We start from the raw sequence: 24,086 nt of genomic DNA on the forward strand, positions 1-24,086 counted from the left end.
ACGCGCGGGCCGTGACACCGGCTGTCACACGGCGGCGCTGCGGTGGTGGCGCTCCAGGGCGGCACCGAGCCCCTCGAACGCGGCGGCGACCACGGCGCGGTCGGACGGTGCGACGACCTGCCGGAACGCGTCGGAGTAGACGGCGCCGACCTCGCGGGCGACCGCCGTGCCCGACGGCGTGAGGTGCAGCAGCACGCTCCGGCGGTCCTCGGGGTTCGGGCGACGCTCCAGGTGTCCGTGCTTCTCGAGCCGGTCGATCAGCGACGTCATCGCGCCGGTCGTGAGTTCGAGGTACTCGCCGGCCTGCTTCGGGGTGACGCCGTGGCCGCCGGCGGCGCTGAGGAAGAACACGAACCGGGTGTCCGTGGCGTTCAGTGCGCGGACCGTGCTCTCGTGGTGCAGGACGCGCGCGTGCTGCATCTGGAGCACGCGGAAGGCGGTGAGCAGTCGCGGCAGGTCGGCGTCGGGGTCCGTGTCGGCGGTGACGGGGTCGAGCGCAGTGACGTCGGGCGACATCGGTGCCGGCGGCGTGGTGGGGGCGACGCGTGCCGCGGGGACGGCGGGTGCGTGCGGGGGGAGGACGACCGGGTCGGTGTCCGTCATGGGAGCTCTTCTCGGGTACAGGGTGGGAACTTCAGTCAACAAGTAACTCACTCGTCAAGATACCCCCATCAGTGGGGACATCTCAGGTCTTGTGAGCTGCTCGAGGGCCAAGTAGCTTGATCGTCGTACCACCTCGGCACGTAGCGCGACCAACCACCGCGGGCCCGTCCGAACCACCGATCAGACCTCTTCCTCACGGAGTCCAACCATGTCTCGTGTCACGCCTCGTGCTGCCCGCCTCGCCGCCTGGATCGCCATCCCCGCTGCCCTCGTCGCCTCGGGGGTCGTCGTCTCGACGGCCTCGTACGCGGCCTTCTCCTCGACCACCGTCAACCCGACGAACAACTGGACGGCCGGCAGTGTCGCCCTGTCCGACGACGACAACAACACCGCGCTGTTCACGGCGAACAACCTGAAGCCCGGCTCGACCGGTGCGAACTGCATCGCGGTGACCTCGACCGGTTCACTGCCCTCGGCCGTGAAGCTCTACGGCACGAACGTCTCGACCACGAAGGACCTGGCGGCGAACGTCAACCTGACCGTCGAGCAGGGCACCGGCGGCGGCTTCGGCTCCTGCTCCGGCTTCACCCCGGCCGCCACCGGCGGCTCGCTCTACAGCGGCACCGTCGCGGGCTTCGGCGCCGCCTCGACCAACTACGCGACCGGCGTCGGCACCTGGGCCCCGACCGGCACCGCGTCCGAGACGCGCGTCTACCGCGTCACCTACACGGTCTCGAGCACCGCGCCGAACACCGTGCAGGGCGGCACCGCAGCCCTCGGCTTCACCTGGGAGGCCCAGAACAGCTGAGCCGGGACCGGGGCCGAACCAGCCCCGTCCGTTCCCTCCCCGCAACGCGCCCCCGGTCGAAGGCAGTCATGAGCAGCATCGCAGTGCACGGTGGTCCCGCACCGCACGCAGCGGTCCGTGACGCCGTCGACTGGGGGCGCGTCGTCGTCGCCACCCTCGCCCGGGGCGTGGTCGCGACGCTGCTCGGCCTCGCGCTCTGGGCGGCCGCGCCGGCGCTCATCGGGTGGCAGCCGACCACCGTGATGACCGGTTCGATGGAGCCGCGGATCGTCCCCGGCGACGTGGTCGTCTCGCGCCCGGTCGGCTCGGGCGAGATCGCGACGGGCAAGGTCCTGCTGGCCGACGACCCGGACCAGGCGGACCACCTGCGCATGCACCGGTACGTCGAGGACGGCCCCGGCGGCACCATGGTCACGAAGGGCGACGCCAACCCCCAGCAGGACTCCACACCGATCGAGCGCTCGGCCGTGCACGGCATCGCCTTCCTGCGCATCCCGTTCATCGGGACACCGATCCGCTGGATCAGCGCGGGGGAGTGGGGCCTGGTCGCGATGCTCGCGCTCGGCCTGACCGCGGTGCTCGCGCTCTGCACGATCGACGGGTCGCTCCGGCGACTCGTCGAGGCCGACGACACCGGCGCCGCCGCCGGTCGTCCGGACGACGGGGCTGGCCCGGACGACGCCACCGGTCCGGTGGACGGTACGGACGACGGCCTGGAGGCGCGGGACGGCGCCGCCACGGGCCTCCCGACCGCTGCGTCCAGCGTCCTCACCCGTCGCGCGCTGCGTCGACGAGCGCGTCGCAGGCGGCGGCTCCGCCGCGTCGGCGGCGGCGCCGCGGTGCTCGTGCTCGCGGCGGCCGCCGGCGTCCTGCTGCCCGGAGCGGCGGACGCGGCCCCGTGGTCACGGACCACCGTCGCACCGACCGCGACCTTCACGGCGGGCACGGCGACCGGTGTCCCCACCCTGACCTGCGCCCCGGCCGGGTCGAACACGGTGACGATCGCCTGGACCTACGACAACGGCGCGACCGTGCCGGTGTCGTTCGACCTGATGAACGGGACGACGCAGGTGGCCAGCACGACCACCGTCGGTGCCCGTTCGATGGTCTACGGGGGCGCCGGACTCCTGAACCTCGGCACCACCTACACGCTGCGCCTCCGCACGAACCTCGGCAACAACTGGACGGCGACGAGCACACCGACGGTCAGGGTCCGGGTCGTCTCGGTGCTGGGCCTGGCGTCCGCCAGCTGCGCGACCGCCTGAGTCCTCCACAGGGCACCGCGAGGTGTCCGGAGATGTCCCCGGCCGGCGTTACCGTGGCCGCATGCGCATCCTGCACACCGGCGACTGGCACCTCGGCCGCACACTGCTGGGTGCCGACCTGCTCGAGCACCAGGCAGCCTTCACCGACTGGCTCGTCGACCTCGCCCGCGAGCGCGCGGTCGACCTCGTCGTCATCGCCGGCGACGTCTACGACCGTGCGATCCCGCCGGTGGACGCCGTCCGCATGCTCTCCCGCGTGCTGGAGCGCCTCGCCGAGACCACGACGGTGGTGCTCACCCCGGGCAACCACGACTCCGCCGCGCGGCTCGGCTTCGGTGCCGGCGTGATGGGGCAGCGCGTCCGCATCCTCGCCGAGCCCGCCCACGTGGCCGATCCGGTGCTCGTGCCCGACGACGACGGCCCGGTGGCCGTGTACGGCATCCCGTACCTGCACCCCGACCTCACGCGGTACGCCCTGGCCGCGGTCCCCGACGAACCCCTCGCTCGCTCACACCACGCCGTCGTGCACGCCGCCACCGAACGGATCCGCGCCGACCTCGCGACGCGGGCCGACACCCGCAGCGTCGTCGTCGCGCACGCCTTCGTCGGCGGTGCCGACCCGAGCGACAGCGAGCAGGACATCCGCGTCGGCGGGGTCGACCGCGTGGCCGAGTCGGTGTTCGACGGGTTCGACTACGTCGCCCTCGGGCACCTGCACGGCCCGCAGCGCGTCGGCGACGACGGCCGGATCCGGTACGCCGGGTCGCCGCTGGCGTTCTCGTTCGGCGAGCGGCACCAGCGGAAGTCCGTGACCATCGCCGACCTCGACGCGGCGGGTGCCGTCACCGTCGAGCTCGTACCGACCCCGGTGCCGCGGCGGCTCGTCGACGTGCGGGGCCGCATCGACGCCATCGAGTCCGGGGAGTTCCGGGCCGATGCCGACGCCTGGGTCCGCGTCGCGGTGACCGACACCGTGCACCCGGAACGCATGTACGCCCGCGTGAAGGACCACTTCCCGCACGCCCTGGCGATCACGCACGAACCGGCGGACCGGCCGGCCGCCACCGCCGCGCGGGCCGTCACCGCGACGTCCGACCCGGTCGAGGTCGCCGGCGACTTCGTGGCCTTCGCCACCGGCGGGCTGCCCGACGACGACGAACGGGCGGTGCTGACCGAGGCGTACGAGGCCGCGGTGCTCGCCCTGCAGCGTGAGGGGGACCGCTGATGTACCTGCACCGACTCGATCTGCGCGCCATCGGGCCCTACCCCGACCTCGTGACCATCGACTTCGCGGCGCTGGCCGCGTCCGGGGTCTTCCTGCTCGAGGGGCCGACCGGTTCCGGCAAGTCGACGATCATCGACGCCGTCGTGTTCGCCCTGTACGGCGGACTCGCCGGATCCGACGCCAGCTCCGACCGGCTGCACAGCCAGCACGCCGACCCCGCGGTCGAACCGTTCGTCGAGCTCGTGTTCGAGACCGGTGCTGGCACGTACCGGGTCCGGCGCACCCCGCAGTACGACCGCCCGAAGCAGCGGGGGACCGGCACGGTGAAGCAGCAGGCGTCGGTGCAGCTGTTCCGGCTCGCCGCGCCGACCGACGTCGCCGGCGAACCCATGTCGTCCCGCATCCCCGAGGTCGGGGTCGAGATCGCCCGGATCGTCGGGCTCGACCGCGCGCAGTTCCTGCAGACCGTGGTGCTGCCGCAGGGCGAGTTCGCACGGTTCCTCCGCTCCCCGGGGGAAGACCGCCGGAAGCTCCTGCAGTCGCTGTTCGGCACCCAGGTCTACGACCGCACCGCCGACGAGCTCGCCGCTCGCCGCCGGGCAGTGCAGGCCGAGGTCGAGGGGGCCGACGACCGCGTCCGCGAGGCCCTGGCCCGGTTCGCGCAGGCGGCCGACCTCGCCGACGCCGACGAGTCCGTCGTCCCCGGCACGGTGGCGTCCCTCCGCGCGACGGCCGACGCCGCCGGGGCGGCCCGGACGGCTGCGGCTGCCGCTGCGACGGCGGCGACCGAACACGAACGATCGGTGACGGCCCGTGCGGCCGCCCTGGAGCGGCGAGCGGGGCTGCTGCGGCGACAGGCGCTCCTCGACGACGACGCCCCGGCGATCGAGCAGGCACGGGCCGCGGTCGCGACGGCCGAGCGCGCCGCCCGGGTCGCCGCGGTGGCCGACGGCCTCGACGCCGCAACCGTCCGGGCGGACGACACCGCCGCGGCAGCCGCCCGGTTGCGCGAGCAGCACGCACTCGGCGCCGTCGACGCACAGCAGGTCGCCCGGCGCCGCGACTCGCTGACCGACGCCCTGTCCGACGTCCGGCACCTCGTCGCGGTCGAGGCCGAGGCAGACACCAGGCGCACCGCCATCGCCGAGGCCACCGCGACCGCATCGCGCCTCACCGACGACCTCGCCGCCCTCGACACCGCGCTCGAGGCCCGGCCGACGGAACGAGCCCGGATCGTCGAGGCCGCCCGGACCGCCTCGACGACCGCTGCCGGCGCCGACGCCGCCGCGCACGAGGTCACCCGGGTGCAGTCGCTCCGCGCCGACCTGGCCGCCCGCGACCGCGCCGAACAGCGGGTCGCCGGTGCCGAACGCATCGTGGCCGATGCCCGCCGTCGGGCCACCGAGGCGCTCGACGCCGAACGCTCCCTGCGCGAGCGGCGGATCGCCGGACTCGCCGGAGAGCTCGGTGCCGCGCTGACCCCCGGCGACCCCTGCCCGGTGTGCGGATCGACGGCGCACCCGTCGGTGGCCGCGCCACAGGACGACCACCCGACGATCCAGGCGGTGGAGTCCGCGGGCGACGCCACGCGTCTGGCCGACCAGCAGCTCGCCGACGCCGCGGCCGACCTGGCCGTCGAGCGCGCCGAGCACCTCCGACTGACCGACGTCGTCGGCGCCGTCGACACGGTCGCCCTCGACACCATGGCGGTGGCCGCCGACGAGCGGGTCCGAGCGGCGCACGACGCCGCGGCGCTGGTGCTGGAGCACGAGCGCGAGCGGACGGCGCACGACACCGCGACGCGGGCGCTCGAGCGTGAGCGGAACGACCTCGACGCCCGGCGCACGGTGCTCGCGTCGACCGCGGCCTCCGATGCCGAGCGGCTCGAGGCCGACCTGCGATCCGTGCACGAGGCGATCGACCGGCTCGCAGCACTGCTCGACAGCGACAGCGACAGCTCGCCGGTGACGCTCCACGCCGTGGTCGACGGGCTCGACGGACGGCTGACGGTGCTCCGCGCCGTCGCCGAGGCCGACGACCGCGCGGCTGCCGCAGCCCGCGCCCGCGACGAGCGCAGCGCCGAGGTCGCCCGGGTCCTCGACGAGCAGGGGTTCCCCGACGTCGACGCCGCACGAGCCGGCCTGCTCGACCCCGACACCGTCGCACGGTTCCGCAGCAGCATCAGCGGAGCCGAGGCCGAACGCGCCGTCGTGCGGGCAGGGCTCGACGACCCCGCGGTGGTGCAGGCCGCCGACGACGATCCGGGGCAGCTCGACGTACCGGCGGCCCAGGCCGAACGGGTCCGCGCAACGGCCGAACTCGACGAGGCCACCCGGCTCGCGGTCACCGCTGCCCACCGTGCCGAAGCCGTCGAGCAGTGTGCGACCGAGGTCGACCGCACCGTCCGTGCGCGACAGGAGACCTCGGCCCGCAGCCGCGCGGTCGTCCGGCTCGCCGACGTCGCGAACGGGGTGGCATCGGTCAACCCGACCGGCATCACGCTCGGCACCTACGTGCTCATGCGGCGCTTCGAGGACGTCGTGGCGGCGGCGAACGACCGGTTGCGCGGCATGCTCGCCGGGCGGTTCACCCTCGAGACCTCCGATGAACGGGAATCCGGGTCACGGGCGCGACGGACGGGGCTCGCCCTCGCCGTGCACGACCACACGACCGACACCGTCCGTGATCCCCGCAGCCTGTCCGGCGGCGAGACGTTCACCGTGTCGCTGTGCCTGGCGCTCGGCCTGGCCGACGTCGTGCAGGCCGAGGCCGGCGGGGTCTCGCTCGGCACGCTGTTCGTCGACGAGGGGTTCGGCACGCTCGACCCCGAGACCCTCGACGACGTCATCGGGCAGCTGTCGCGACTGACCGCGGGCGGGCGACAGGTCGGGATCGTCAGCCACGTCGAGGAACTCAAGCAGCGGATCCCGGAGCGGATCGCGGTGCGACGCACCCCGGCCGGTGGGTCGCAGGTGACGACCACGGTCTGACCTGACCCGACCCGACCTGACCTACGGGGTCGGCGTCGACTCCACCGTGCCGTCCGGCGGCGGCAGGATGTCCGCCGCGATCCACGGGAACACCCACTGGAACAGCACGAACACGATGGCGACGAGGAGCACGAGCAGCTCGAGCACCTTCAGGGCGGTGGGGCCGGGCAGCAGCCGCCAGACCAGGGGGAAGATCACTTGGCGGTCTCCGAGAGTTCCTTCGGGGTGCCCTCGGACGCGGGCATCCAGTAGTCGAGCTTCGCGTGCGTCACGAACCGCTCCGCCGCCGACCACATCGGGTGGCAGGCAGTCAGCGTGAGCCATCGGTCCTGGGGGGTCGGTTCCACACCGGGCTTGTTCGGCACCGGCGCGATCGTCTCGATCTTGTCGGGCGTCACGATCTGGCTGTCGGTGACCTTGTAGACGTACCAGACGTCGAACTTCGTCTTCGCGTCGGTGACCCGGACCACGACCGAGTCGCCCTTCTTGAGCTCCGCGATCTGGTTGAGGGGCTTGCCGTAGGTGACCCGGTGTCCGGCGACGGCGAAGTTGCCGGGTGCGCCGGGCATCGCGGTGTCCTGGTAGTGGCCGAGCCCGATGGTGTTGAGGACCTTCTCACGATCCGTGCCCTCGCCGATCGGCCGGTTGTAGTCCTTGCCGAACCGGGGGATCTGCATCGTGCCGAAGACGTCCGACAACCCCGGCGGTTCGTCCAGCACGGGTGCGGTGCCGCGGTGCTCGGTGCCCTCGACCTTCGGGGTCTTGACCTGGTCGAGGCCCTGCACGAGCTTCGTCTGCTCGTTCACGGCGACCACGTCGGTCCACCACGCCGTCCACACGACGTACAGGCCGGTGCCGGCGCCCGCGATGATGAGCAACTCGGCGACGAGCGACACGATCGCGCCGGCGACCGTCTGCCGTCTGCGCGGGGAACGCCGGGACCGCGAACCGGCTTCGTCGTCCCGTGCGCTGCGGCGCGACGGGAGGGTGTCGTGTGCGGTCACGGGGCTCCTGATCGGCTGGGTGGTCGGACAGGTCTATCAGATCACGGCGACAGGCCGGTGACGACGTTCTCCCCACCCCCGTTAACGTGGGGGCATGGAGTACCGGATCCGCCCCTTCCGCACCGAGGACACCGACGCGGTCGTCGCCCTGTGGGAATCGTGCGGCCTCGTCCGACCCTGGAACGACCCCCGACGTGACATCGCCCGCAAGCTGACCGTCCAGCCCGAGCTCTTCCTGGTCGCCGAGCCCCAGGCCGCCGGCACCGGTACCGGTACCGACGACACCGACACCGGCGTCGTCGCCGCGGGCATGGCCGGCTTCGACGGGCACCGCGGCTGGGTGAACTACCTCGCCGTGCGCCCCGACCTGCAGGGCTCCGGCCTCGGTCGCACCCTGATGGCCGAGTTCGAGCGGCTCCTGACCGACCTCGGCTGCCCGAAGCTCAACCTGCAGGTGCGTGCCGGCAACGAGCAGGTGCTCGGGTTCTACTCGTCCCTCGGCTACACCGACGACCGCACGGTCTCGCTCGGCAAGCGCCTCATCCCCGACGCCTGACCGCGCCCGCCCGTCGCACCGTGCGGGTTCGCTCATCCGGTGCGGCGTTGGCGGTTCGGTGCGGTGCCGCAAGTCCGCACCGAGCGGTCAACCTCGCACGGTTCGAACGACTCGGCACCGTGCCGGCCCCGCCCGGCCCCGCCCGGCCCCGCTACGCCAACGCCAGCGCCACCGATGCGACGAACGCCAGCACGATGCCGACCCACTGCTGCGCCGTCAAGCGTTCCCGCAGCACGACCCCGGCCAGCACCACCGTGCCGATCGGGTAGAGCGCGTTGAGCACGCTCACGACGGGCAGGGTCGCCGGGTCGTCGCTGCTGTGCAGCCCCGCCTGGATGAACACGTTCGCCATCGCGTCGAAGACGCCGCACACGGCGACGACGGCCAGCAGCCGCGGACCCCATGCGCGAGTCGACCGAGGCTCGCGGACGGCGGGAGCCCCGTCGGGGCGGGCCGACGTCGGGGCGGACACCGGGCCTCCCGTCCGGAGCACGACGACGAGCGCCGCCGCACCCAGCAGCACTGCCTGCAGCACCCGCGCGACCACGAGGGGCGCGATGCCGGAGTCGGACGGCGTCAAGTCGTAGGCCAGCACGATCCCGCCGAAGCCGCACCCGGCGACGGCGGCGGCGACCACGCCCCGGGTGGTGAGCCGCGCGCCCGAGGCGTCCCGGACCACCGCGACCAGGACCACCGCGACGACCGCGACGACGAGCGCGCCGGTCGCCACGGGCGACAGCACCGTGCCGCGGAACACCGCGACGAGCACCGGCACGACGGCCGCGAAGACGGCGGTGACGGGGGAGAGCACGCTCATCGGCCCGATCGCGAGCGCCGCGTAGAGCAGCAGGACCCCGACACCGCCGGAGAGGCCGGCGACCGCACCCCAGACCGCGGCCGGCCACGAGAACACGCCGCCGAGGACCACCAGTCCGACGAGCAGCGGCAGGATCCCGATCGCGGCGGCCACCGCCGTGACGACGACCGGGCGGACCCGGCGCGAGGCGAGTCCGCCCAGGAAGTCGGCGAACCCGTAGACGATCGCGCCGGACAGGCCGAACAGGACGGTGAGCACGGCTCCCATCCTGCCCGGCCCGGTACCCTGCGGTGCGTGAGTGTTCCCTACCAGCGCCTGCCCCGGATCGACGGACGGTGGAGGTGGTGGCGGCCGCTCGTCGCCCTCGCGTTCCTGGCGGGGTGGTACCTCGTGTCGCAGATCGTCATCGCGGTCGCGTACTTCGTGCCGATCGGCGCAACGCAGGGGCCGCAAGCCCTGATCGACCTGCAGAACGACCTGGCCGGTGGCGCGCTCGACCCCACCGACCCGCTGATCCTGTCGCTGTCGCTGGTGTCGCTCGTGGTCCTGCTGCCGGGCATCCTGCTCGCCGTCAAGATCGCGCGGATCGGACCGGCCGGCATCCTGTCGTCGACGCGGTTCCGGGTCCGGTGGGCCTGGACTGCCTGGTGCCTGCTGCCGACGCTCGTCATCGCGGCGTTCATGTTCGTCTGGCAGACCGGTCTGTTCAGCGGCGGCGGGATGATCACGACCGACGGCGGCTTCGCCTGGAACCACGACGCCATCGGCCAGTCGACGGTCTCCCTCGGCACCCTCACCCTGACGATCGTCCTCGTCGTCCTGCTCGTCCCGTTCCAGGGCGCTGCCGAGGAGTACATCTTCCGCGGTTTCCTCATGCAGACCGTCGCGTCGTGGATCCCGCGTCGCGTCGGCACGATCATCGCCGTGGCGGTCTCGACGGTCGTCTTCGCGGTGCTGCACATCCCGAACGGCTACAACGTCTGGGGCATCCTCGACGTCGGCTCGTTCGGTCTGATCGCGGCGATCATCGTCCTCCGGACCGGCGGGCTCGAGGCCACGGTCCTGCAGCACGCGTTCAACAACATCATGATCTTCGTGCTGCAGGCGCCCGGCTGGTCCGGGATCGACCTGACCTCGTCGGACGCGAACGGCACCTGGCAGGGGACGCTCGTCACCCTCGTCACGTCTCTCGCGTTCTGGGGCATGGTCGAGTTCCTGGCGTGGTGGCGGGGGCTGGACCGCCGGTTCGCCGGGCACGAGGCGCCCCGGTTCCGCGGTGTGACCCCGGCCTGGGCGGGCGGCGTCCGCTGGACCCGGCCGGGAGGCACGGGCTGGGCGACCACGCCGGGCCGCGCCGGCGACGTGGCCGGTTCCGACCACCGTGCCGGCTCCGACACGGACGGTGCTGTGGACAGTGCGGTGGGTGTCGCCGGTCGCCCGTAGGCTCGTGGCATGAGCACCACGCCCGCGTCCGCTGCCGTGCCTGCTCCCGCCGCCGTGTCCGCACCCCGTGCCGCTGCGCTCGACGTGCTGCACCGCGTGTGGGGCTACGACGACTTCCGCGGCGAGCAGGCGGCCATCATCGACCAGGTGGTGGCCGGTGGTGACGCCCTGGTGCTCATGCCGACCGGTGGCGGCAAGTCCCTCTGCTACCAGGTGCCATCGCTCGTCCGCGACGGCGTCGGGGTCGTGGTGTCGCCGCTCATCGCCCTCATGCAGGACCAGGTCGACGCCCTGGCCGCGAACGGCGTGCGCGCCGCGTTCCTCAACTCGACGCAGGGCCCCGACGAACGGTTCCGGGTCGAGCGTGCCGTGGTGCAGGGCGAGGTCGACATGCTCTACCTCGCGCCCGAGCGGCTCCGGCTCGAGTCCACCCGTGCGCTCCTCGACCGGGCGCGCGTCTCGCTGTTCGCCATCGACGAAGCGCACTGCGTCGCCCAGTGGGGGCACGACTTCCGGCCGGACTACCTCGAGCTGAGCGTCCTGCACGAGCGGTGGCCGACGGTGCCGCGCATCGCCCTCACCGCCACCGCGACCCCGCAGACCCACCGCGAGATCTCCTCACGGCTCGGCCTCGACGACGCCGCGCACTTCGTCGCCGACTTCGACCGGCCGAACATCCAGTACCGCATCGAACCGAAGACCGGCGCGCTGCAGCAGCTGCTCACCTTCATCCGCACGGAGCACAGCGGCGACGCGGGCATCGTGTACTGCTTGTCCCGCAACTCCGTCGAGCGCACCGCGTCCGCCCTGGCCGAGCAGGGGATCAACGCCCTGCCGTACCACGCGGGTCTCGACGCCCGGGTGCGTGCCCGCAACCAGTCGACGTTCCTGCGCGAGGACGGCGTCGTCATGGTGGCGACGATCGCGTTCGGCATGGGCATCGACAAGCCCGACGTCCGGTTCGTGGCGCACCTCGACCTGCCGAAGTCGGTCGAGGGCTACTACCAGGAGACCGGCCGTGCGGGTCGTGACGGGCTGCCGGCCACCGCCTGGCTCGCGTACGGCCTGAACGACGTCGTGCAGCAGCGGCGGATGATCGACCAGTCCGAGGGCGACGCCGCACACCGTCGGCAGCTCAGCGCCCACCTCGACGCCATGCTCAGCCTGTGCGAGACGATCGAGTGCCGCCGGGTGCGGCTGCTCGCGTACTTCGGGCAGGAGAGCACGGCGTGCGGCAACTGCGACACGTGCATCGCGCCGCCGGAGTCGTGGGACGGCACGGTCCCCGCGCAGAAGCTGCTGTCCACCGTCGTGCGGCTCGAGCGTGAGCGCCGCCAGCGGTACGGCGTCTCGCACCTCGTCGACATCCTGATCGGCAAGCGGTCTCCCCGCGTGCAGGAACTCCAACACGACACCCTGGCGACCTTCGGCATCGGCGCGGACCTGTCCGAGGGCGAGTGGCGCGCGGTCGCACGACAGGTGCTGGCCCAGGGCTACGCGGCGGTGTCGGGCGACGGCTTCGGCACGGTCGTCCTCAGTCCCACGAGCGCCGAGGTCCTGACCGGCAAGGTGCAGGTGCGGATGCGTCGCGACCCGGTCAAGGCTCCGCGAGCCGGACGCAGCAGTCGACGGACGGTCGTCACCGACATGCCGCAGGAAGCCGTCGGCCTGTTCGAGGCCCTGCGTGCCTGGCGTGCCGCCGAAGCCCGCGAGCAGGGCGTCCCCGCGTACGTGGTGTTCAACGACGCGACGCTCCGGGGGATCTCCGCCGTCCGACCTGCCGACGTCGACCAGCTCGGCGAGATCTCCGGCGTCGGCGCGGCGAAGCTCGAGCGGTACGGACGCGCGGTCCTCGACGTCGTCGCCGCGGCCGACTGATCCCCGACCAGCACTGCATGCCGTTCCGGGCATGTGCCCTCCGCGCGCCTCATTACACTCGGTAGCTCGTCACCACGAGGAGGTCCGGTGTCCGGTTCGACGAAGTTCGCCACCGTGCTCAGTCGCGCGGTTGTGACCCCGCTCGCCCGGTTGCTGTGGCGCCCGAAGATCATCGGTCGTCGGAACGTCCCGAAGCGTGGTGCGGTGATCCTCGCGAGCAACCACCGCTCGTTCATCGACTCGCCCGCGATCACGCTCATGGCACCGCGCAAGGTGTCGTTCCTGGCGAAGCAGGAGTACTTCACGGGTTCGGGTCTCAAGGGAGCCGTCTCGCGCGCGTTCTTCGGGGGCATCGGCGCCATCGGGGTCGAGCGTGGCGCGGGTGCGGCGGCGCAACAGGCCCTCGACCTCGGGCTGACACGCCTGCAGGAGGGCGAGGCGTTCGCGATCTACCCGGAGGGCACACGCTCGCTCGACGGCCGGATCTACAAGGGCCGCACGGGTGTGGCGTGGCTGGCGCTGACGAGTGGCGCCCCCGTGGTGCCCGTCGCGCTCACCGGCACCGAGGACGTCCAGCCGGTCGGGTCCCGGCTGCCGAAGCTCGCCCGCGTGACGATCGAGTTCGGGAAGCCGATCGACCTGTCGTCCTTCGGCGAGGCGTCGTCCGGTCGTGCTCGGCGCCACGCGACCGATGCGGTGATGGCAGCGATCCAGGAGCTCAGCGGCCAGGAGCCGGCGAACGCCTACAACAACCCGCCCGCGACGATCGTGGAACGGGTGCGGCGTGCGCTGCAGCCGGACGACCCGACCGCTGCCGCCGTCGACCCCGACTGATCACCGTGACTGTCCGGTCACTATTGCACATCTGAAATATCGATGGTTGAATGGCGGACGTGCCACTCGGCACGCCGCCATCGCCGGTCGCCCGAGAACGACCAGCCACGACATCCAGATCGGACCGTCCGCAGCATGTCCTCCACCCCGCTCTTCGACTCCATCGCCCAGCGTCGCGATCAGGCCGGCGCTCCGCACTCCACCGTGCGCTCCACCCCGTCGCCGGCGATCGCCGTCGTGACCCCGGTACCGACCTCACCGATGTCCGCACCCGTCCGCCCGGGCGACTCCACGCTGGTGCCGGCCGCCCTCGTCGCCGCGATCGACGAGATCCCGGTCCGGGTGGCATCGGCCCTGGTGACCGAGGTCACGATCCGTCCCGAGCACCTCGTCCTGGTCGAGACCGTCGCCGACGCGATCACCCGCGCGGTCGTCGACGCCGTCGTGTGCGAGCTGGACCGGATCGCCCGTGACGGCGTCGTCCGCGTCTGACCGGGCCGGTCACCGCACGATGACGACCCTCGACGACGGTCTGCCCCGGCGCCCGCGCGGTGCCGAGCGCCGCACCGCCGACCGACCGACCGCGCCCCGGCCGCGCCGTGCACGGCACGCTGCACAGCCGGGGCCGCTCCGAGCCGCCGGGGTGGCGGTGCCCCCTCCCGCCACCCCGGCTTCCACCCAACCCTCACGACGCCTCCGGCCGCCAGAGCCCACCCTGCCGACGCAGCCGGCCGCTCCCACGCAGCCGGCCGCTCCCACACGCCGCCGCCCCGCGTCCTTCCGGATCCCCGCCCGGCGGACCCTTGCCGCCGCGGCGGTCACCGCCGTCACGTGCCTGTTCGTCGCGGTCGGCTCCCCGCAGACCGCCGTCGCCGCTCCGGCCGCTCCGGACTCCACGTCGGCGTCGGCCGGCATGCAGCACTTCGTCGCCGAGGGTTCGACCGGTCCGACCGCCGGCCGCGACGACTTCTCGGTCGGCCGTGCTGCCGCAGCGCTCCGGGTGCCCGGTGGCTCGGGCCCGACCGGTGGCGCCGCCCGCCCCACGGCCGGTGCGATCCCGGACGCCGGTGGCTTCGGCTCCCGCTGGGTCGTCGGCTGTGCGGCCTGCTCGTCGAACCACCAGGGGGTCGACTTCGCCGCGGCCATCGGGACCCCGGTCGTCGCCGCGCTGCCCGGTCGGGTCGTCTCGGCGGGTGTGCTCGGTGGCTACGGCAACCAGGTCCTCCTGCAGCACGCCGACGGCACGGCGACCCGGTACGGGCACCTGTCGGCGATCGGCGTCCGCCCCGGCCAGGTCCTCGGCACGGGGGAGCGGCTCGGGGCCGTCGGCAACACGGGCGTCTCGACCGGCGCCCACCTGCACTTCGAGGTCATCGTGGCCGGCACCCCGATCGACCCGGTTGCTTGGCTCAGGGCTCGCGGGGTCCTCTGACGGCGTCGGGCGTAGCGTCGGAGCGGTCGCGGCACGCTGTCGCGCCAGGACGGAGACGCACGTGCGAGTGACGGTGTTGGGGACGGGTGCGATGGGTGCCGGCGTGGCGGGATCACTGCTCCGCGACGGCCACGAGGTGACGGTCTGGAACCGCAGTGCCGACAAGGCCTCGCCCCTGGGCGACCGCGGCGCGACGGTGGCGAGCGACTCGGGCACTGCCGTCGAGCACGCCGAGGTCGTCCTGCTCACCCTGTTCGACACCGATGCGGTCGTCGACGTCCTCGAGCAGGCCGCCGGCGACGCCCCGACCGACGCCGTGTGGGTGCAGGCCTCGACGATCGGGGTCGACGGCACCGCGACGGTCGTGCAGCTGGCCGAGAAGTACGGCATCACCCTGGTCGAGGCGATGATGCTCGGCACGAAGGCCCCCGCCGAACAGGGCACGCTCACGATGCTCGCGGCCGGCCCGGCGGACCTGCTCGACCGTGTCGACCCCGTGCTCGACGCGATCGGCGCGAAGACCGTCCGTGCCGGCGACCACGTCGGCGACGGCACCGCTCTCAAGCTCGCCGCGAACGCCTGGATCGCCTCGATCACCGCGGCGACCGGGCAGTCCCTGGCCCTCGCGGCGGCACTCGGGCTCGACCCCGCGCTGTTCCTGCAGGCGATCGAGGGCAGCGCGAGCGACTCCGCCTACGCCCACACCAAGGGCGCCGCGATGATCGCCCGCGAGTTCCCCGCCCAGTTCGCACTCGACGGGCTGCGGAAGGACATCGGACTCATCACCGATGCCGCCCGGACCGCCGGGGTGTCCACCACGCTGCTCGAGGCCCTCGGTCGCGTCTACGCCGATGCCAGCGCAGCCGGCCACGGGGGCGACGACATCGCCGCGGTCGGCACCACGTTCTGACGCACGGGCAGACGCACGCGCACAGGCACGGACCGGCCGACCGATCAGCCCCGACGGAACAGCCGCCGCAGGCGCTTCGTGAGCCGCCCCACGGCCTCGTCGTTCATGGTGTTGGCGAGGTCGAACGCCTCACGAGCCGGATCTGACCCGGCCTGGATCCGTCGGAGCGCGGCGTCGGCACGGGCCCGCGAGTCGAGCTCGGCGAACGGCATGTCGTCCTCGGGGTGGTGTTCGCCGCGAGGGTCCATGCGGTCCAGGCTACGCGCGACGGAGGTGGTCCGACCCGGCGTCGAGCTCGTCCACGACACGGACCATCTCGTCCAGGAAGTCCACGACGACGGCCATCTCGTTGCTCGGCAGGTGCTCGGTGACCTCGAGCGCGCGGGCGTCGAGTTCCTCGATGACCCGGAGCGCGTGGCGCATCGAGGTGCCGGTGGCGGTGAGGATCACGCCACGGCGGTCGTTCGGGTCGGCGTGCCGTTCGACGTGGCCGCTGCGGACGAGCCGGTCGACGAGCGCCGACGTCGACGCCGCGGTGATCTCGAGCCGCTCGGCGAGGTCCTTCGCGTTGACGGTGCGGCCGTCGTGCTCGGCGTCGATCAGGAACCGGAGCGCCAGCAGGGCGTTCTCGCCGATCCCCAGTGCCTCGCGCGCTCGGCGCTGGGCGGCGCTCTCGGCCGTCCGGTACCGCCGCAGGGCGTTGAGGACGTCCACGGCGGAGACCGCGGAGTCCTCGTACCAGTACCCGGCGGTGCTGGTCATCACCTCGGACGTCATGCCCCAATGCTAGACGCTCTAGTTAGATTGTCTAGCGAGCGCGGAGACGGGACACCTGCAACACCCGTGACGCGGTTCTGTAACACCCCGGCAACGCCGGCTCGTTAGGTTCTGGACATGCAGGAGCAGCCGTGCTGAGCCGCCTCGCGGGGAACGTCTTCCACGTGGGGAGCGCGGTGGAGCGCACCGACGTCGTCGCACGCTTGCTCGACGTCTACGTCGCCCGCCGAGAACCAGGCACCCTCGATGACGACCGGCTCGTGTCCACCGAGCTCCGCAGCGTCATCGGGACCACCGGCCCCGCGAACGACCCGGACCGTGCCGCTACCGTCGACGCCCTCGCGCTCGACCGGCACGAACCCGCGTCCATCGCCGCCGCGGTCGCCGTCGCCCGCGACCACGCACGCCGTGCCCGCGAGGTCGTCTCGAGCGAGCTCTGGGACTGCCTCGACGTCACGCGGTCGCGGATGCCCCGGAAGATCGCCCCCGACCGGGCGCACGAGTTCCTCGGCTGGGTGCGGGAGCGCAGTGCCCTCGCCATCGGGGTGGTCGAGGGTGACGCCAGCCGTGACGAGGTGTGGGAGTTCTTCACCCTCGGGCGGTCACTCACCCGCTGCGCCTCCACCGCCCGGCTGCTCGCGTCGCGGCTGCTCGAGCCGGACGCGGTCACCTCGTGGACGGCGGCGCTCCGGGCGTGCGGCGCGGGCGAGGCCTTCCTGCGCGGCCGTGACCACGCCCCGGTGCCGTCCGATGCCGCCGCCTTCCTGCTCCTCGACGCGCACAGCCCGCGGTCGTTGCGGTTCACCGTGCACCGAGCGGCCGAGTGCCTGGCCGACGTCGCCCCGTCCTGCGTCGCGGACGAGGTCGCCGGGTTCGACGAGGTCCGCGCCCTGCTCGACGGCATCCCCGAGGAGTCGGCGCTCGCGGTGGCGGGTGACGTCGGGCAACGGCTGGCCGTGGCTGCCGACCGCGTCGCCGCGGCCCTCGACGAGCGCGTCTTCGCGTCGTCCGCACCCGTCCTCTGAGCCGACCGGGCGCGTGTGGCGGAACGCCGCTGGTCCGCGCGTCGTGACCGCCGCCGTGGGCCCGGGTGGCGTCGGACGGGAGGCCCGTGGCGGCGCCGGTGCGGGCCTCCCGTCCGACGGTCGGTGCGTCACGGGCCGTCGGCCGACGGGCAGGGCGACCCGCCGGTCCGTCAGACGGCGCTGGAGCGATCGGCGAGCGTCTCGTCGCGTTCCAGCTCGCGGCGGAGCGCCGCGCGCGAGCCGACCACCGGCACGGCGTGCGTGATCGCCAGGTGCAGCCGCGAGTCGGCGTCGTAGCGCAGCCGGACCCGCTGGTACCGGACGAGCCAGACGAGCGCGATCCCGAGTGCGACGAAGCCCGAGGCCGCGCCGACGACGATCGCCCAGCGTGGGCCGAAGGCGTCGGCGACGGCACCGACGAGCGGGGCGCCGATGGGGGTGCCGCCCGCGAAGATCGCCATGTAGAGCGCCATCACGCGGCCGCGCATCGCGGGCTTCGTCGTGGTCTGCACCAGGGCGTTCGCCGTGGTCATGAAGGTCAGGGACGCGAGCCCGACGAACACCAGCACGATCGCGAAGGTCCAGTACGTCGGGGCGAGGGCAGCGGCGGTGCACGCGAGCCCGAACCCGCCGGCGGCGAGCACGAGGGTGCGCATCCGCGGTTTGTCCCGGCGTGCGGACAGCAGCGCACCGAGCACCGAGCCGACCGCCATCACCGAGTTGAGCAGCCCGAACTCGCCGGCGCCCTGGTGGAACTCGACCCGCGCCATCGTCGAGGTGAAGATCGGGAAGTTCACGCCGAACGTCCCGACGACGAAGATCATGCAGAGCACGACGACGATGTCCGGCCGGGTGCGGACGTACCGGAAGCCGGCGACGATCTGCCCCTTGCCGCGGCCCGCCCGGACCCGTTCGGCGAGCTGCGCGGGGTCGACGAACCGGAGTGCGAGCAGGACGGCCAGGAACGACCCGGCGTTGATGACGAACACCCATCCGGAGCCGATCGCCGCGATGAGCACACCGGCGACCGCGGGGCCGATCAGGCGTGCGGCGTTGAACGACGCGGAGTTCAGGGCGACGGCGTTCGAGACGTCCTCGCCCTGCACGACGTCGGAGACGAAGGCCTGCCGGATCGGGGCGTCGAACGCGGCGACGATGCCGAGTGCCAGGGCGAAGCCGTACAGCGCGAGCAGGGTGGCGGTGTGCGTGAGGACCATGACGCCGAGCCCCAGCCCGAGCAGTGCCATCAGGCCCTGGGTGAGCATGAGCATCTTCCGGCGGTCGAACCGGTCGGCGGCGAGCCCGGTGAGTGGCAGGAGCAGCAGCTGGGGGCCGAACTGCAGGGCCATCGTGATGCCCACCGCGACGGCGTTGTTGTCGGAGAGCTGGGTCAGCACGATCCAGTCCTGGGCGGTGCGCTGCATCCAGGTGCCGACGTTCGACACCAGGGCCCCGGCGAACCAGATGCGGTAGTTGCGTCCGGCGAGGGAGCGGAACATGGCGGTCACTGCTGGGCCAGCCTCCTCATGATCTCGGTGGCGTCGGCGAGGGTGCCCCGCTCGTCGGCGGTGAGTGCTGCGAGCCGCGGGGAGAGCCAGCCGTCGCGGCGGCGTCGGGTCTCCTCGACGAAGGCGGCTCCGGCGGGCGTCGCGCCGAGCAGCACCTTGCGGCGGTCGTCGCCGTGCCCGCACTTCGACACCAGGCCCCGCTCGACCAGCACCGCGATGGTCTTCGTCATCGAGGGCGGGGTGACGCCGTCCTGTCGGCTCAGGTCGGCCAGGGTCATGGCGCCGTCGCGGTGCAGTCGGGCGAGAGCGGAGAACTGCGCGTCCGTGACGCTCGAGTCGGCCTTCTGCGCACGCAGGGTGCGGGACAGCCGGTTCACCGCGATGCGGAGGTCGGTGGCGTCGGTCATCGGTCGTTAGCCTATCTCATTAGTTCAGCGAACGAACTTCATTTCGGGTGTACCGTGCTCTTAGACAACACGTGTTGCCGAGAGAGAAGGAGAACATGTCCGAGTTCGAGGGCAAGGTCGCCGTCGTCACCGGTGGTGGCAGCGGCATCGGCGAGTCCGTCGCGAAGGAGCTCGCCGCGGCGGGCGCCACGGTGGTCGTCGCCGACATCAACCTGGCGGGCGCCGAGCGCGTCGCCGCGTCGATCGTGGAGGCCGGTGGCACCGCTCGCGCGTTCGAGGCGAACTCCGCGGTCGCCGCGGACAACGAGCGCATGGTGCAGTTCGCGGTCGACACGTTCGGCGCGCTGCACCTCGCCGTGAACAACGCCGGCATCGCTGCGGCACCGCAGCCGATCGGCGAGTACGACATCGCCGCCTGGGACCGCGTCCGTGCGGTCGACCTGGACGGCGTCTTCTACGGGCTGCGCTACGAGATCCCCGCGATGGTGGCCGCCGGCGGTGGCGCGATCGTGAACATGGCGTCGGTGCTCGGCGTGGTCGGGATGGCGCAGAACGCCGCGTACGTCACCTCGAAGCACGCGCTCGCCGGGCTGACCAAGGTCGCGGCGCTCGAGTACTCGTCGCAGGGCGTCCGCACGAACGCCGTGGGCCCCGGGTTCATCGACACCCCGCTGCTCCGGAAGTCGCTCTCGCCCGAGGCCGTCGCGGCGCTCGAGGACGAGCACGCCACGAAGCGGCTCGGCACCGTCGCCGAGGTTGCCGCGCTCGTGCTGTTCCTGCTGAGCGACAAGGCGTCGTTCATCACGGGCAGCTACCACCTGGTGGACGGCGGCTACTCCGCTCACTGACGGGTCGGGCGTTCCTGGTCGTTCCGGGCGTACCTGGTCGAAACGGGCGTACCTGGTCGGTTCTTCCGACCAGGTACGCCCGTTTCCGCTTTCCAGCGCGGGTGCGATGGGAAGGAACGTCGGACGGGAGGCCCGCCCAGCGTGCGCCGGTCGGCTCGCGCTGGGCGGGCCTCCCGGCCTTCAGAGCCGCGCGTCCGTCAGGATCGCGTCGTGCGGGAGCAGTGCGTGCACGCCCCACGTGCGGTTCGCGACCTGCGTGATGCGCATGCTCACCGCCACGCTCGCCATCGCGAGGGCCTCGGCGCGGCCGATCCCGTGCAGCCCGGCGATCCAGTCGACCATCCGGTCGAGCGCCGTGGCCGTCGCGACGTTGAGGTCGGCGTCGAAGCCGAAGGTGATGCGTCCGGCGGGGGTGTCGGCGTGCACGCCCTCGACCGGGGCCGCATCGAGGAGCGTCAGGGTCATCGTCGTCGTCATGCCGCACTCGACCGCCGTGCCGGAGACCTCGCCGTCGCCCTGGGCCGCGTGCCCGTCGCCGACGTGGAGCAGGGCGTCCGGCACCGTCACCGGCAGGTACAGGGTGGAGCCGGCGACGAGCTCACGGCAGTCGACGTTGCCGCCGCCGACCGTGCGGGGTGGGATCGTGGAGTGCTCCCCGGTGGGCTCGGGTGGGACGCCGACGACGCCGAGGAACGGTGCCGTCCGCACCCCGAGGCCGAGCTGGTTGACAGCCACCCGGGCAGTCACGTCGATGTCCCAGAGCAGCGGTCCGCGCGACGCCGGATCGGTCAGGCCGAGTGCGCGGTTCACCGGGGAGTCGACCCCGCCCGAGGCCGTGTAGCCCCAGTCGTCGGGCACGAGGTCGTCGAAGTGCACCGCCAGGACCATCCCCGGACGTGCTCCCGCGACGGCGATCGGCCCGACCAGGCAGTGGCCCCGGCGCGGGTCGATCAGGGTCGGGGCGTCGACGCCCGGGCCCGGCTGGCGTTCCGTGTAGCCCGCGGCGCTCAGGGTACGGACGGTCACCGTGTCGCCCGGTTCGACGGTCAGGACCGGCTGGCGTTCGGCGGTGAAGACGTCGACGGCGGATTCGACCGTGGCGTCGAGGTGGTGGGTGGTCACCGTTCGATCATCCCAGGCGGGTGGGGTGCGGGGCGGTTCCGGGCGTACCTTGTCGGATCGGGCGTACCTGGTCGGAACGGGCGTACCTGGTCGGAAGTTCTGACCAGGTACGCCCGATTCCACCAGGCATCGCGGGTGTTCTGGGAAGGAACGTCCTCAGTGGAACTGGGGGATCGTCAACCAGATGCCCGCCAGCACCGCGGCGATGCACAGCGCGAAGCACAGCACGGCTCCCGCCAGTGCCGCCGGCGGGGTGTGCCCGGAGCGTGGGGTCTCCTCGGAGTACTGCGTGCGCTCGCCGCCCGCGTCGTCCGGCTGCCCCGTCCCGAGCAGCCGGAGGCCGAGGGTGTACACGAGCACCAGGCCCACGGCGGCCACGAAGCCGACGCCGGCGACCGTGCCGATCGCGGTGAAGTCGATGTCCATCGTCGTTCCCCTCAGTTCGCTGCGCCGGTCGGCTGCGGCTCGGCCTGCTCGGCCGGCCCGGACTCGGTGGTGATGTCCTCGTGCGAGATCGGCTTGCGCTTCGCGAGGACGGAGAAGGTGAGCCCGCCGGCCAGGGCGAGGACCGCGACGAGCACCAGCCCGAAGGCCGAGGTCGACGCGAGCCAGGTCGCGAGCGCCCCGACCACCGCAGCGGCGGGCAGCGTGATCACCCATGCGATGACGATGCGGCCGACGACCGACCAGTGCACGTCGGCGAGCTTCTTGCCGAGGCCCGAGCCGACGACCGCGCCGCTCGTCACGTGGGTCGTCGAGAGCGCGAAGCCCAGGTGCGACGAGATGAGGATCGTCGCGGCGGAGCTCGTCTCGGCGGCGAAGCCCTGCGGCGACTGCACGTCGGAGATCTTCTTGCCGACGGTCTGCATGATCCGCCAGCCGCCCATGTACGTGCCGAGGCCGATCGCGAGCCCGCAGGCCAGGATCACCCAGAGCGCCGGGCCGGTGCCGGCGGCCTGGTAGTTCGCGGCGATGAGGGTCAGCGTGATGACGCCCATCGTCTTCTGCGCGTCGTTCGTGCCGTGTGCGAGCGACACCAGCGACGCCGAGATCGTCTGCCCGTGCCGGAACCCGGTCGCCGCACCGTGCGTCGTCGCGTTCTTCGTGAGCACGTACGCCAGGTACGTCGCGACCAGGGCGATCACCCCGGCGATGACCGGGGAGAGCAGCGCCGGCAGCACGACTTTCGACACCACCGTCGCCCAGCTGATCGAGTTCAGCCCCGCGCCGATGATCGAGGCGCCGATGAGCCCGCCGAACAGCGCATGGGTGGACGAGGACGGCAGCCCGAGGTACCAGGTCGCCAGGTTCCAGAGCACCGCGCCGACGAGCCCCGCGAAGATCATCGTGGGCGAGATGTGGATGCCGTCCTGCCCCTCGCGGATGATGCCCTGCGAGACGGTCTTGGCGACCTCGGTGGACAGGAACGCGCCGACCACGTTGAGCACGGCGGAGATGAGCACGGCGGTCCGGGGCTTGAGCGCTCCCGTGGCGACCGACGTGGCCATGGCGTTCGCGGTGTCGTGGAAGCCGTTCGTGAAGTCGAACACGAGGGCCACGACGATCACCAGCGTGACGATGACGATGACGTCCATGCGCAGGACGCTAGGCCCGCCTGGAACCCCCTGCGTGAACGCCGGGTGAACAGGTCCGTGATGGAGCGCGTCTGCGAGGATGCTCACGTGCCCACCTTCTCCGCCGCTCGCGGCGACGCCTCGTTCACCGACGCCCACGGCGTCGAGATCGTCTACTCGACCTGGCGTGCGGCGCGGCCGAAGGGTGTCGTGCAGATCGCGCACGGGGTCGGGGAGCACGGGCTCCGGTACGAACCGCTCGCGCAGGACCTGGTGCGCGCCGGCTACACCGTGCACGCCAACGACCACCGCGGGCACGGACGCACCGGCCTGACCCAGTGGGACGGCGACCACGCCAAGCTCGGCAGGCTTGGCCCCGGCGGCCTGCGCGCGGCGATCGCCGCGGTGGAGCAGATGAGCGCGGTCGCGCGGGCCGACGAACCGGGGCTGCCGCTCGTGCTGCTCGGGCACTCGTGGGGGTCGCTGATGGCGCAGCGGATCGTGAACACCTCGTCGGACCGCTACGACGGCGTCGTCCTGTCCGCGAGTGCCTACCGGCTGCCCGGCTGGATGAACAGCGGCGACCTCAACGCCCGGCACGCGGGGTCGGGGCCCACCAAGTACGAGTGGCTCACCCGCGACCGGAAGATCATCGACGCGATGGCGGTCGACCCCCTGGCGGTCGAGGCCGACGTCATCGGGCTGTTCGGGCTCGCCGACACGCTCCGGCTGCTCGGGGTCCCGCGACGGGGCATCCCGCACGACCTCCCGATGCTGCTGCAGGTCGGCTCCGACGACAGCCTCGGGGGTCCGCGCTCGATCGAGCGTCTGGCGCAGGCGTACCGCCGACGCGGCCGGCTGTCCGACGTGACCGTGCAGGTGTACGAGGGCGCGCGGCACGAGGTCTACAACGAGACCAACCGCGCCGAGGTCATCGGCGACCTGGTCGCGTGGCTCGACCGGGTGACCGCGCGCTGACGGCGCTCGCCGCGTCCTGCGACGCGACCGGCGGCGGACTGGAGGCCCGTGGCGGCGCCGCCACGCGCCTCCAGGCCGTCAC

25 protein-coding genes are annotated in these 24,086 nt (G+C 72.7%); 14 read left to right on the forward strand and 11 right to left on the reverse strand.

From position 1 onward, the window contains the following. Positions 1 to 24 precede the first annotated feature (24 nt). On the reverse strand, positions 25 to 603 hold the full coding sequence (locus DEI98_RS03790) for a MarR family winged helix-turn-helix transcriptional regulator (RefSeq protein ID WP_111030860.1): 579 nt from the start codon (positions 601 to 603) through the stop codon (positions 25 to 27). Positions 604 to 811: 208 nt separating this feature from the next. Here DEI98_RS03790 and DEI98_RS03795 point away from each other — a divergent pair, with 208 nt between their 5' ends. The 4 genes from DEI98_RS03795 (at position 812) to DEI98_RS03810 (ending at position 6,891) form a co-directional block, all read left to right on the forward strand. Next, positions 812 to 1,411, forward strand: coding sequence for a hypothetical protein (locus DEI98_RS03795; protein ID WP_110864334.1), 600 nt, complete (start codon positions 812 to 814; stop codon positions 1,409 to 1,411). A 68-nt stretch (positions 1,412 to 1,479) separates the two neighbouring features. Next, the gene (locus tag DEI98_RS03800; protein WP_111099949.1) at positions 1,480 to 2,676 is read left to right on the forward strand and encodes a S24/S26 family peptidase; all 1,197 of its coding nucleotides are present in this window, start codon (positions 1,480 to 1,482) and stop codon (positions 2,674 to 2,676) included. A 61-nt stretch (positions 2,677 to 2,737) separates the two neighbouring features. Next, a complete protein-coding gene (locus DEI98_RS03805; RefSeq protein ID WP_111099950.1) occupies positions 2,738 to 3,901 on the forward strand; it encodes an exonuclease SbcCD subunit D in 1,164 nt (387 codons plus the stop codon). Next, complete coding sequence (locus DEI98_RS03810; RefSeq protein ID WP_111099951.1) at positions 3,901 to 6,891, forward strand: AAA family ATPase; 2,991 nt, start codon at positions 3,901 to 3,903, stop codon at positions 6,889 to 6,891. The genes DEI98_RS03805 and DEI98_RS03810 overlap by 1 nt, the downstream gene beginning before the upstream one ends. A 21-nt stretch (positions 6,892 to 6,912) precedes the next feature. On the opposite strand, the gene DEI98_RS18495 is transcribed toward DEI98_RS03810, so the two are convergent. Beyond that, positions 6,913 to 7,089 carry a hypothetical protein gene (locus DEI98_RS18495; RefSeq protein WP_156463787.1) on the reverse strand — a complete coding sequence of 59 codons (177 nt, stop codon included), beginning with the start codon at positions 7,087 to 7,089 and terminating at the stop codon, positions 6,913 to 6,915. Next, a complete protein-coding gene (locus tag DEI98_RS03815; protein ID WP_258370733.1) occupies positions 7,086 to 7,895 on the reverse strand; it encodes a class E sortase in 810 nt (269 codons plus the stop codon). The genes DEI98_RS18495 and DEI98_RS03815 overlap by 4 nt, the downstream gene beginning before the upstream one ends. A gap of 94 nt (positions 7,896 to 7,989) precedes the next feature. On the opposite strand from DEI98_RS03815, the gene DEI98_RS03820 reads away from it, so the two are divergent. Beyond that, the gene (locus tag DEI98_RS03820) at positions 7,990 to 8,451 is read left to right on the forward strand and encodes a GNAT family acetyltransferase (protein WP_111099952.1); all 462 of its coding nucleotides are present in this window, start codon (positions 7,990 to 7,992) and stop codon (positions 8,449 to 8,451) included. Between the two features lie 151 nt (positions 8,452 to 8,602). Here DEI98_RS03820 and DEI98_RS03825 read toward each other — a convergent pair whose 3' ends face one another. Next, on the reverse strand, positions 8,603 to 9,526 hold the full coding sequence (locus DEI98_RS03825; RefSeq protein ID WP_146243402.1) for an EamA family transporter: 924 nt from the start codon (positions 9,524 to 9,526) through the stop codon (positions 8,603 to 8,605). A 36-nt stretch (positions 9,527 to 9,562) separates the two neighbouring features. Between DEI98_RS03825 and DEI98_RS03830 the strand changes: the two genes are divergently transcribed. The 6 genes from DEI98_RS03830 to DEI98_RS03855 all read left to right on the forward strand — a co-directional run bounded on the left by DEI98_RS03830 (position 9,563) and on the right by DEI98_RS03855 (position 15,765). Beyond that, the gene (locus tag DEI98_RS03830; RefSeq protein WP_111099954.1) at positions 9,563 to 10,711 is read left to right on the forward strand and encodes a CPBP family intramembrane glutamic endopeptidase; all 1,149 of its coding nucleotides are present in this window, start codon (positions 9,563 to 9,565) and stop codon (positions 10,709 to 10,711) included. Positions 10,712 to 10,720: 9 nt separating this feature from the next. Continuing rightward, the gene (gene recQ / locus DEI98_RS03835; protein ID WP_111099955.1) at positions 10,721 to 12,589 is read left to right on the forward strand and encodes a DNA helicase RecQ; all 1,869 of its coding nucleotides are present in this window, start codon (positions 10,721 to 10,723) and stop codon (positions 12,587 to 12,589) included. A gap of 87 nt (positions 12,590 to 12,676) precedes the next feature. After that, positions 12,677 to 13,423 (forward strand): 1-acyl-sn-glycerol-3-phosphate acyltransferase, encoded by a 747-nt coding sequence (locus tag DEI98_RS03840; RefSeq protein ID WP_111099956.1) that lies wholly within the window; start codon positions 12,677 to 12,679, stop codon positions 13,421 to 13,423. 135 nt (positions 13,424 to 13,558) lie between these two features. Then, positions 13,559 to 13,915 carry a hypothetical protein gene (locus tag DEI98_RS03845; protein WP_111099957.1) on the forward strand — a complete coding sequence of 119 codons (357 nt, stop codon included), beginning with the start codon at positions 13,559 to 13,561 and terminating at the stop codon, positions 13,913 to 13,915. 19 nt (positions 13,916 to 13,934) lie between these two features. Next, entirely contained in the window at positions 13,935 to 14,855 is a 921-nt protein-coding gene (locus DEI98_RS03850; RefSeq protein ID WP_146243403.1) for a M23 family metallopeptidase, read from the forward strand. Between the two features lie 73 nt (positions 14,856 to 14,928). After that, a complete protein-coding gene (locus DEI98_RS03855) occupies positions 14,929 to 15,765 on the forward strand; it encodes an NAD(P)-dependent oxidoreductase (protein WP_258370738.1) in 837 nt (278 codons plus the stop codon). 44 nt (positions 15,766 to 15,809) lie between these two features. Here DEI98_RS03855 and DEI98_RS03860 read toward each other — a convergent pair whose 3' ends face one another. After that, positions 15,810 to 16,013, reverse strand: coding sequence for a hypothetical protein (locus tag DEI98_RS03860; protein WP_027465064.1), 204 nt, complete (start codon positions 16,011 to 16,013; stop codon positions 15,810 to 15,812). Between the two features lie 10 nt (positions 16,014 to 16,023). After that, entirely contained in the window at positions 16,024 to 16,542 is a 519-nt protein-coding gene (locus tag DEI98_RS03865) for a MarR family winged helix-turn-helix transcriptional regulator (protein WP_110864346.1), read from the reverse strand. Positions 16,543 to 16,673: 131 nt separating this feature from the next. Here DEI98_RS03865 and DEI98_RS03870 point away from each other — a divergent pair, with 131 nt between their 5' ends. Next, on the forward strand, positions 16,674 to 17,567 hold the full coding sequence (locus DEI98_RS03870; RefSeq protein WP_071406023.1) for an alpha-E domain-containing protein: 894 nt from the start codon (positions 16,674 to 16,676) through the stop codon (positions 17,565 to 17,567). A 170-nt stretch (positions 17,568 to 17,737) separates the two neighbouring features. Here the strand turns inward: DEI98_RS03870 and DEI98_RS03875 are convergent, their stop codons facing one another. After that, positions 17,738 to 19,075 carry an MFS transporter gene (locus DEI98_RS03875; protein ID WP_375334806.1) on the reverse strand — a complete coding sequence of 446 codons (1,338 nt, stop codon included), beginning with the start codon at positions 19,073 to 19,075 and terminating at the stop codon, positions 17,738 to 17,740. Continuing rightward, positions 19,072 to 19,482 (reverse strand): MarR family winged helix-turn-helix transcriptional regulator, encoded by a 411-nt coding sequence (locus tag DEI98_RS03880; protein ID WP_110864348.1) that lies wholly within the window; start codon positions 19,480 to 19,482, stop codon positions 19,072 to 19,074. Before DEI98_RS03880 ends, DEI98_RS03875 begins: the two co-directional genes overlap by 4 nt. Before the next feature lie 95 nt (positions 19,483 to 19,577). Between DEI98_RS03880 and DEI98_RS03885 the strand changes: the two genes are divergently transcribed. Next, positions 19,578 to 20,330 (forward strand): SDR family NAD(P)-dependent oxidoreductase, encoded by a 753-nt coding sequence (locus DEI98_RS03885; RefSeq protein WP_027465068.1) that lies wholly within the window; start codon positions 19,578 to 19,580, stop codon positions 20,328 to 20,330. 180 nt (positions 20,331 to 20,510) lie between these two features. Here DEI98_RS03885 and DEI98_RS03890 read toward each other — a convergent pair whose 3' ends face one another. From DEI98_RS03890 to DEI98_RS03900, 3 genes are all read right to left on the reverse strand, one after another. Then, the gene (locus DEI98_RS03890; protein WP_111099960.1) at positions 20,511 to 21,452 is read right to left on the reverse strand and encodes an acetamidase/formamidase family protein; all 942 of its coding nucleotides are present in this window, start codon (positions 21,450 to 21,452) and stop codon (positions 20,511 to 20,513) included. Positions 21,453 to 21,608: 156 nt separating this feature from the next. Continuing rightward, a complete protein-coding gene (locus DEI98_RS03895) occupies positions 21,609 to 21,878 on the reverse strand; it encodes a hypothetical protein (protein WP_110864351.1) in 270 nt (89 codons plus the stop codon). Between the two features lie 11 nt (positions 21,879 to 21,889). Further along, positions 21,890 to 23,047 (reverse strand): inorganic phosphate transporter, encoded by a 1,158-nt coding sequence (locus DEI98_RS03900; RefSeq protein ID WP_110864352.1) that lies wholly within the window; start codon positions 23,045 to 23,047, stop codon positions 21,890 to 21,892. An 87-nt stretch (positions 23,048 to 23,134) separates the two neighbouring features. On the opposite strand from DEI98_RS03900, the gene DEI98_RS03905 reads away from it, so the two are divergent. Next, positions 23,135 to 24,004 (forward strand): alpha/beta hydrolase, encoded by an 870-nt coding sequence (locus DEI98_RS03905; RefSeq protein ID WP_111055336.1) that lies wholly within the window; start codon positions 23,135 to 23,137, stop codon positions 24,002 to 24,004. Positions 24,005 to 24,086 lie beyond the last annotated feature (82 nt).

Origin of the sequence: Curtobacterium sp. MCLR17_034, from assembly GCF_003234485.1 — a bacterium.
Classification (GTDB): Bacteria; Actinomycetota; Actinomycetes; order Actinomycetales; family Microbacteriaceae; genus Curtobacterium; species Curtobacterium flaccumfaciens.

Coding starts and splice junctions, on each gene's coding strand:
- DEI98_RS03865 (WP_110864346.1), bottom strand. CDS start 16,542: ATGACGTCCGAGGTGATGACCAGCACCGCCGGGTACTGGTACGAGGAC.
- recQ (WP_111099955.1), top strand. CDS start 10,721: ATGAGCACCACGCCCGCGTCCGCTGCCGTGCCTGCTCCCGCCGCCGTG.
- DEI98_RS03810 (WP_111099951.1), top strand. CDS start 3,901: ATGTACCTGCACCGACTCGATCTGCGCGCCATCGGGCCCTACCCCGAC.
- DEI98_RS03895 (WP_110864351.1), bottom strand. CDS start 21,878: ATGGACATCGACTTCACCGCGATCGGCACGGTCGCCGGCGTCGGCTTC.
- DEI98_RS03900 (WP_110864352.1), bottom strand. CDS start 23,047: ATGGACGTCATCGTCATCGTCACGCTGGTGATCGTCGTGGCCCTCGTG.
- DEI98_RS03845 (WP_111099957.1), top strand. CDS start 13,559: ATGTCCTCCACCCCGCTCTTCGACTCCATCGCCCAGCGTCGCGATCAG.
- DEI98_RS03880 (WP_110864348.1), bottom strand. CDS start 19,482: ATGACCGACGCCACCGACCTCCGCATCGCGGTGAACCGGCTGTCCCGC.
- DEI98_RS03860 (WP_027465064.1), bottom strand. CDS start 16,013: ATGGACCCTCGCGGCGAACACCACCCCGAGGACGACATGCCGTTCGCC.
- DEI98_RS03790 (WP_111030860.1), bottom strand. CDS start 603: ATGACGGACACCGACCCGGTCGTCCTCCCCCCGCACGCACCCGCCGTC.
- DEI98_RS03885 (WP_027465068.1), top strand. CDS start 19,578: ATGTCCGAGTTCGAGGGCAAGGTCGCCGTCGTCACCGGTGGTGGCAGC.
- DEI98_RS03805 (WP_111099950.1), top strand. CDS start 2,738: ATGCGCATCCTGCACACCGGCGACTGGCACCTCGGCCGCACACTGCTG.
- DEI98_RS03850 (WP_146243403.1), top strand. CDS start 13,935: ATGACGACCCTCGACGACGGTCTGCCCCGGCGCCCGCGCGGTGCCGAG.
- DEI98_RS03820 (WP_111099952.1), top strand. CDS start 7,990: ATGGAGTACCGGATCCGCCCCTTCCGCACCGAGGACACCGACGCGGTC.
- DEI98_RS03800 (WP_111099949.1), top strand. CDS start 1,480: ATGAGCAGCATCGCAGTGCACGGTGGTCCCGCACCGCACGCAGCGGTC.
- DEI98_RS03795 (WP_110864334.1), top strand. CDS start 812: ATGTCTCGTGTCACGCCTCGTGCTGCCCGCCTCGCCGCCTGGATCGCC.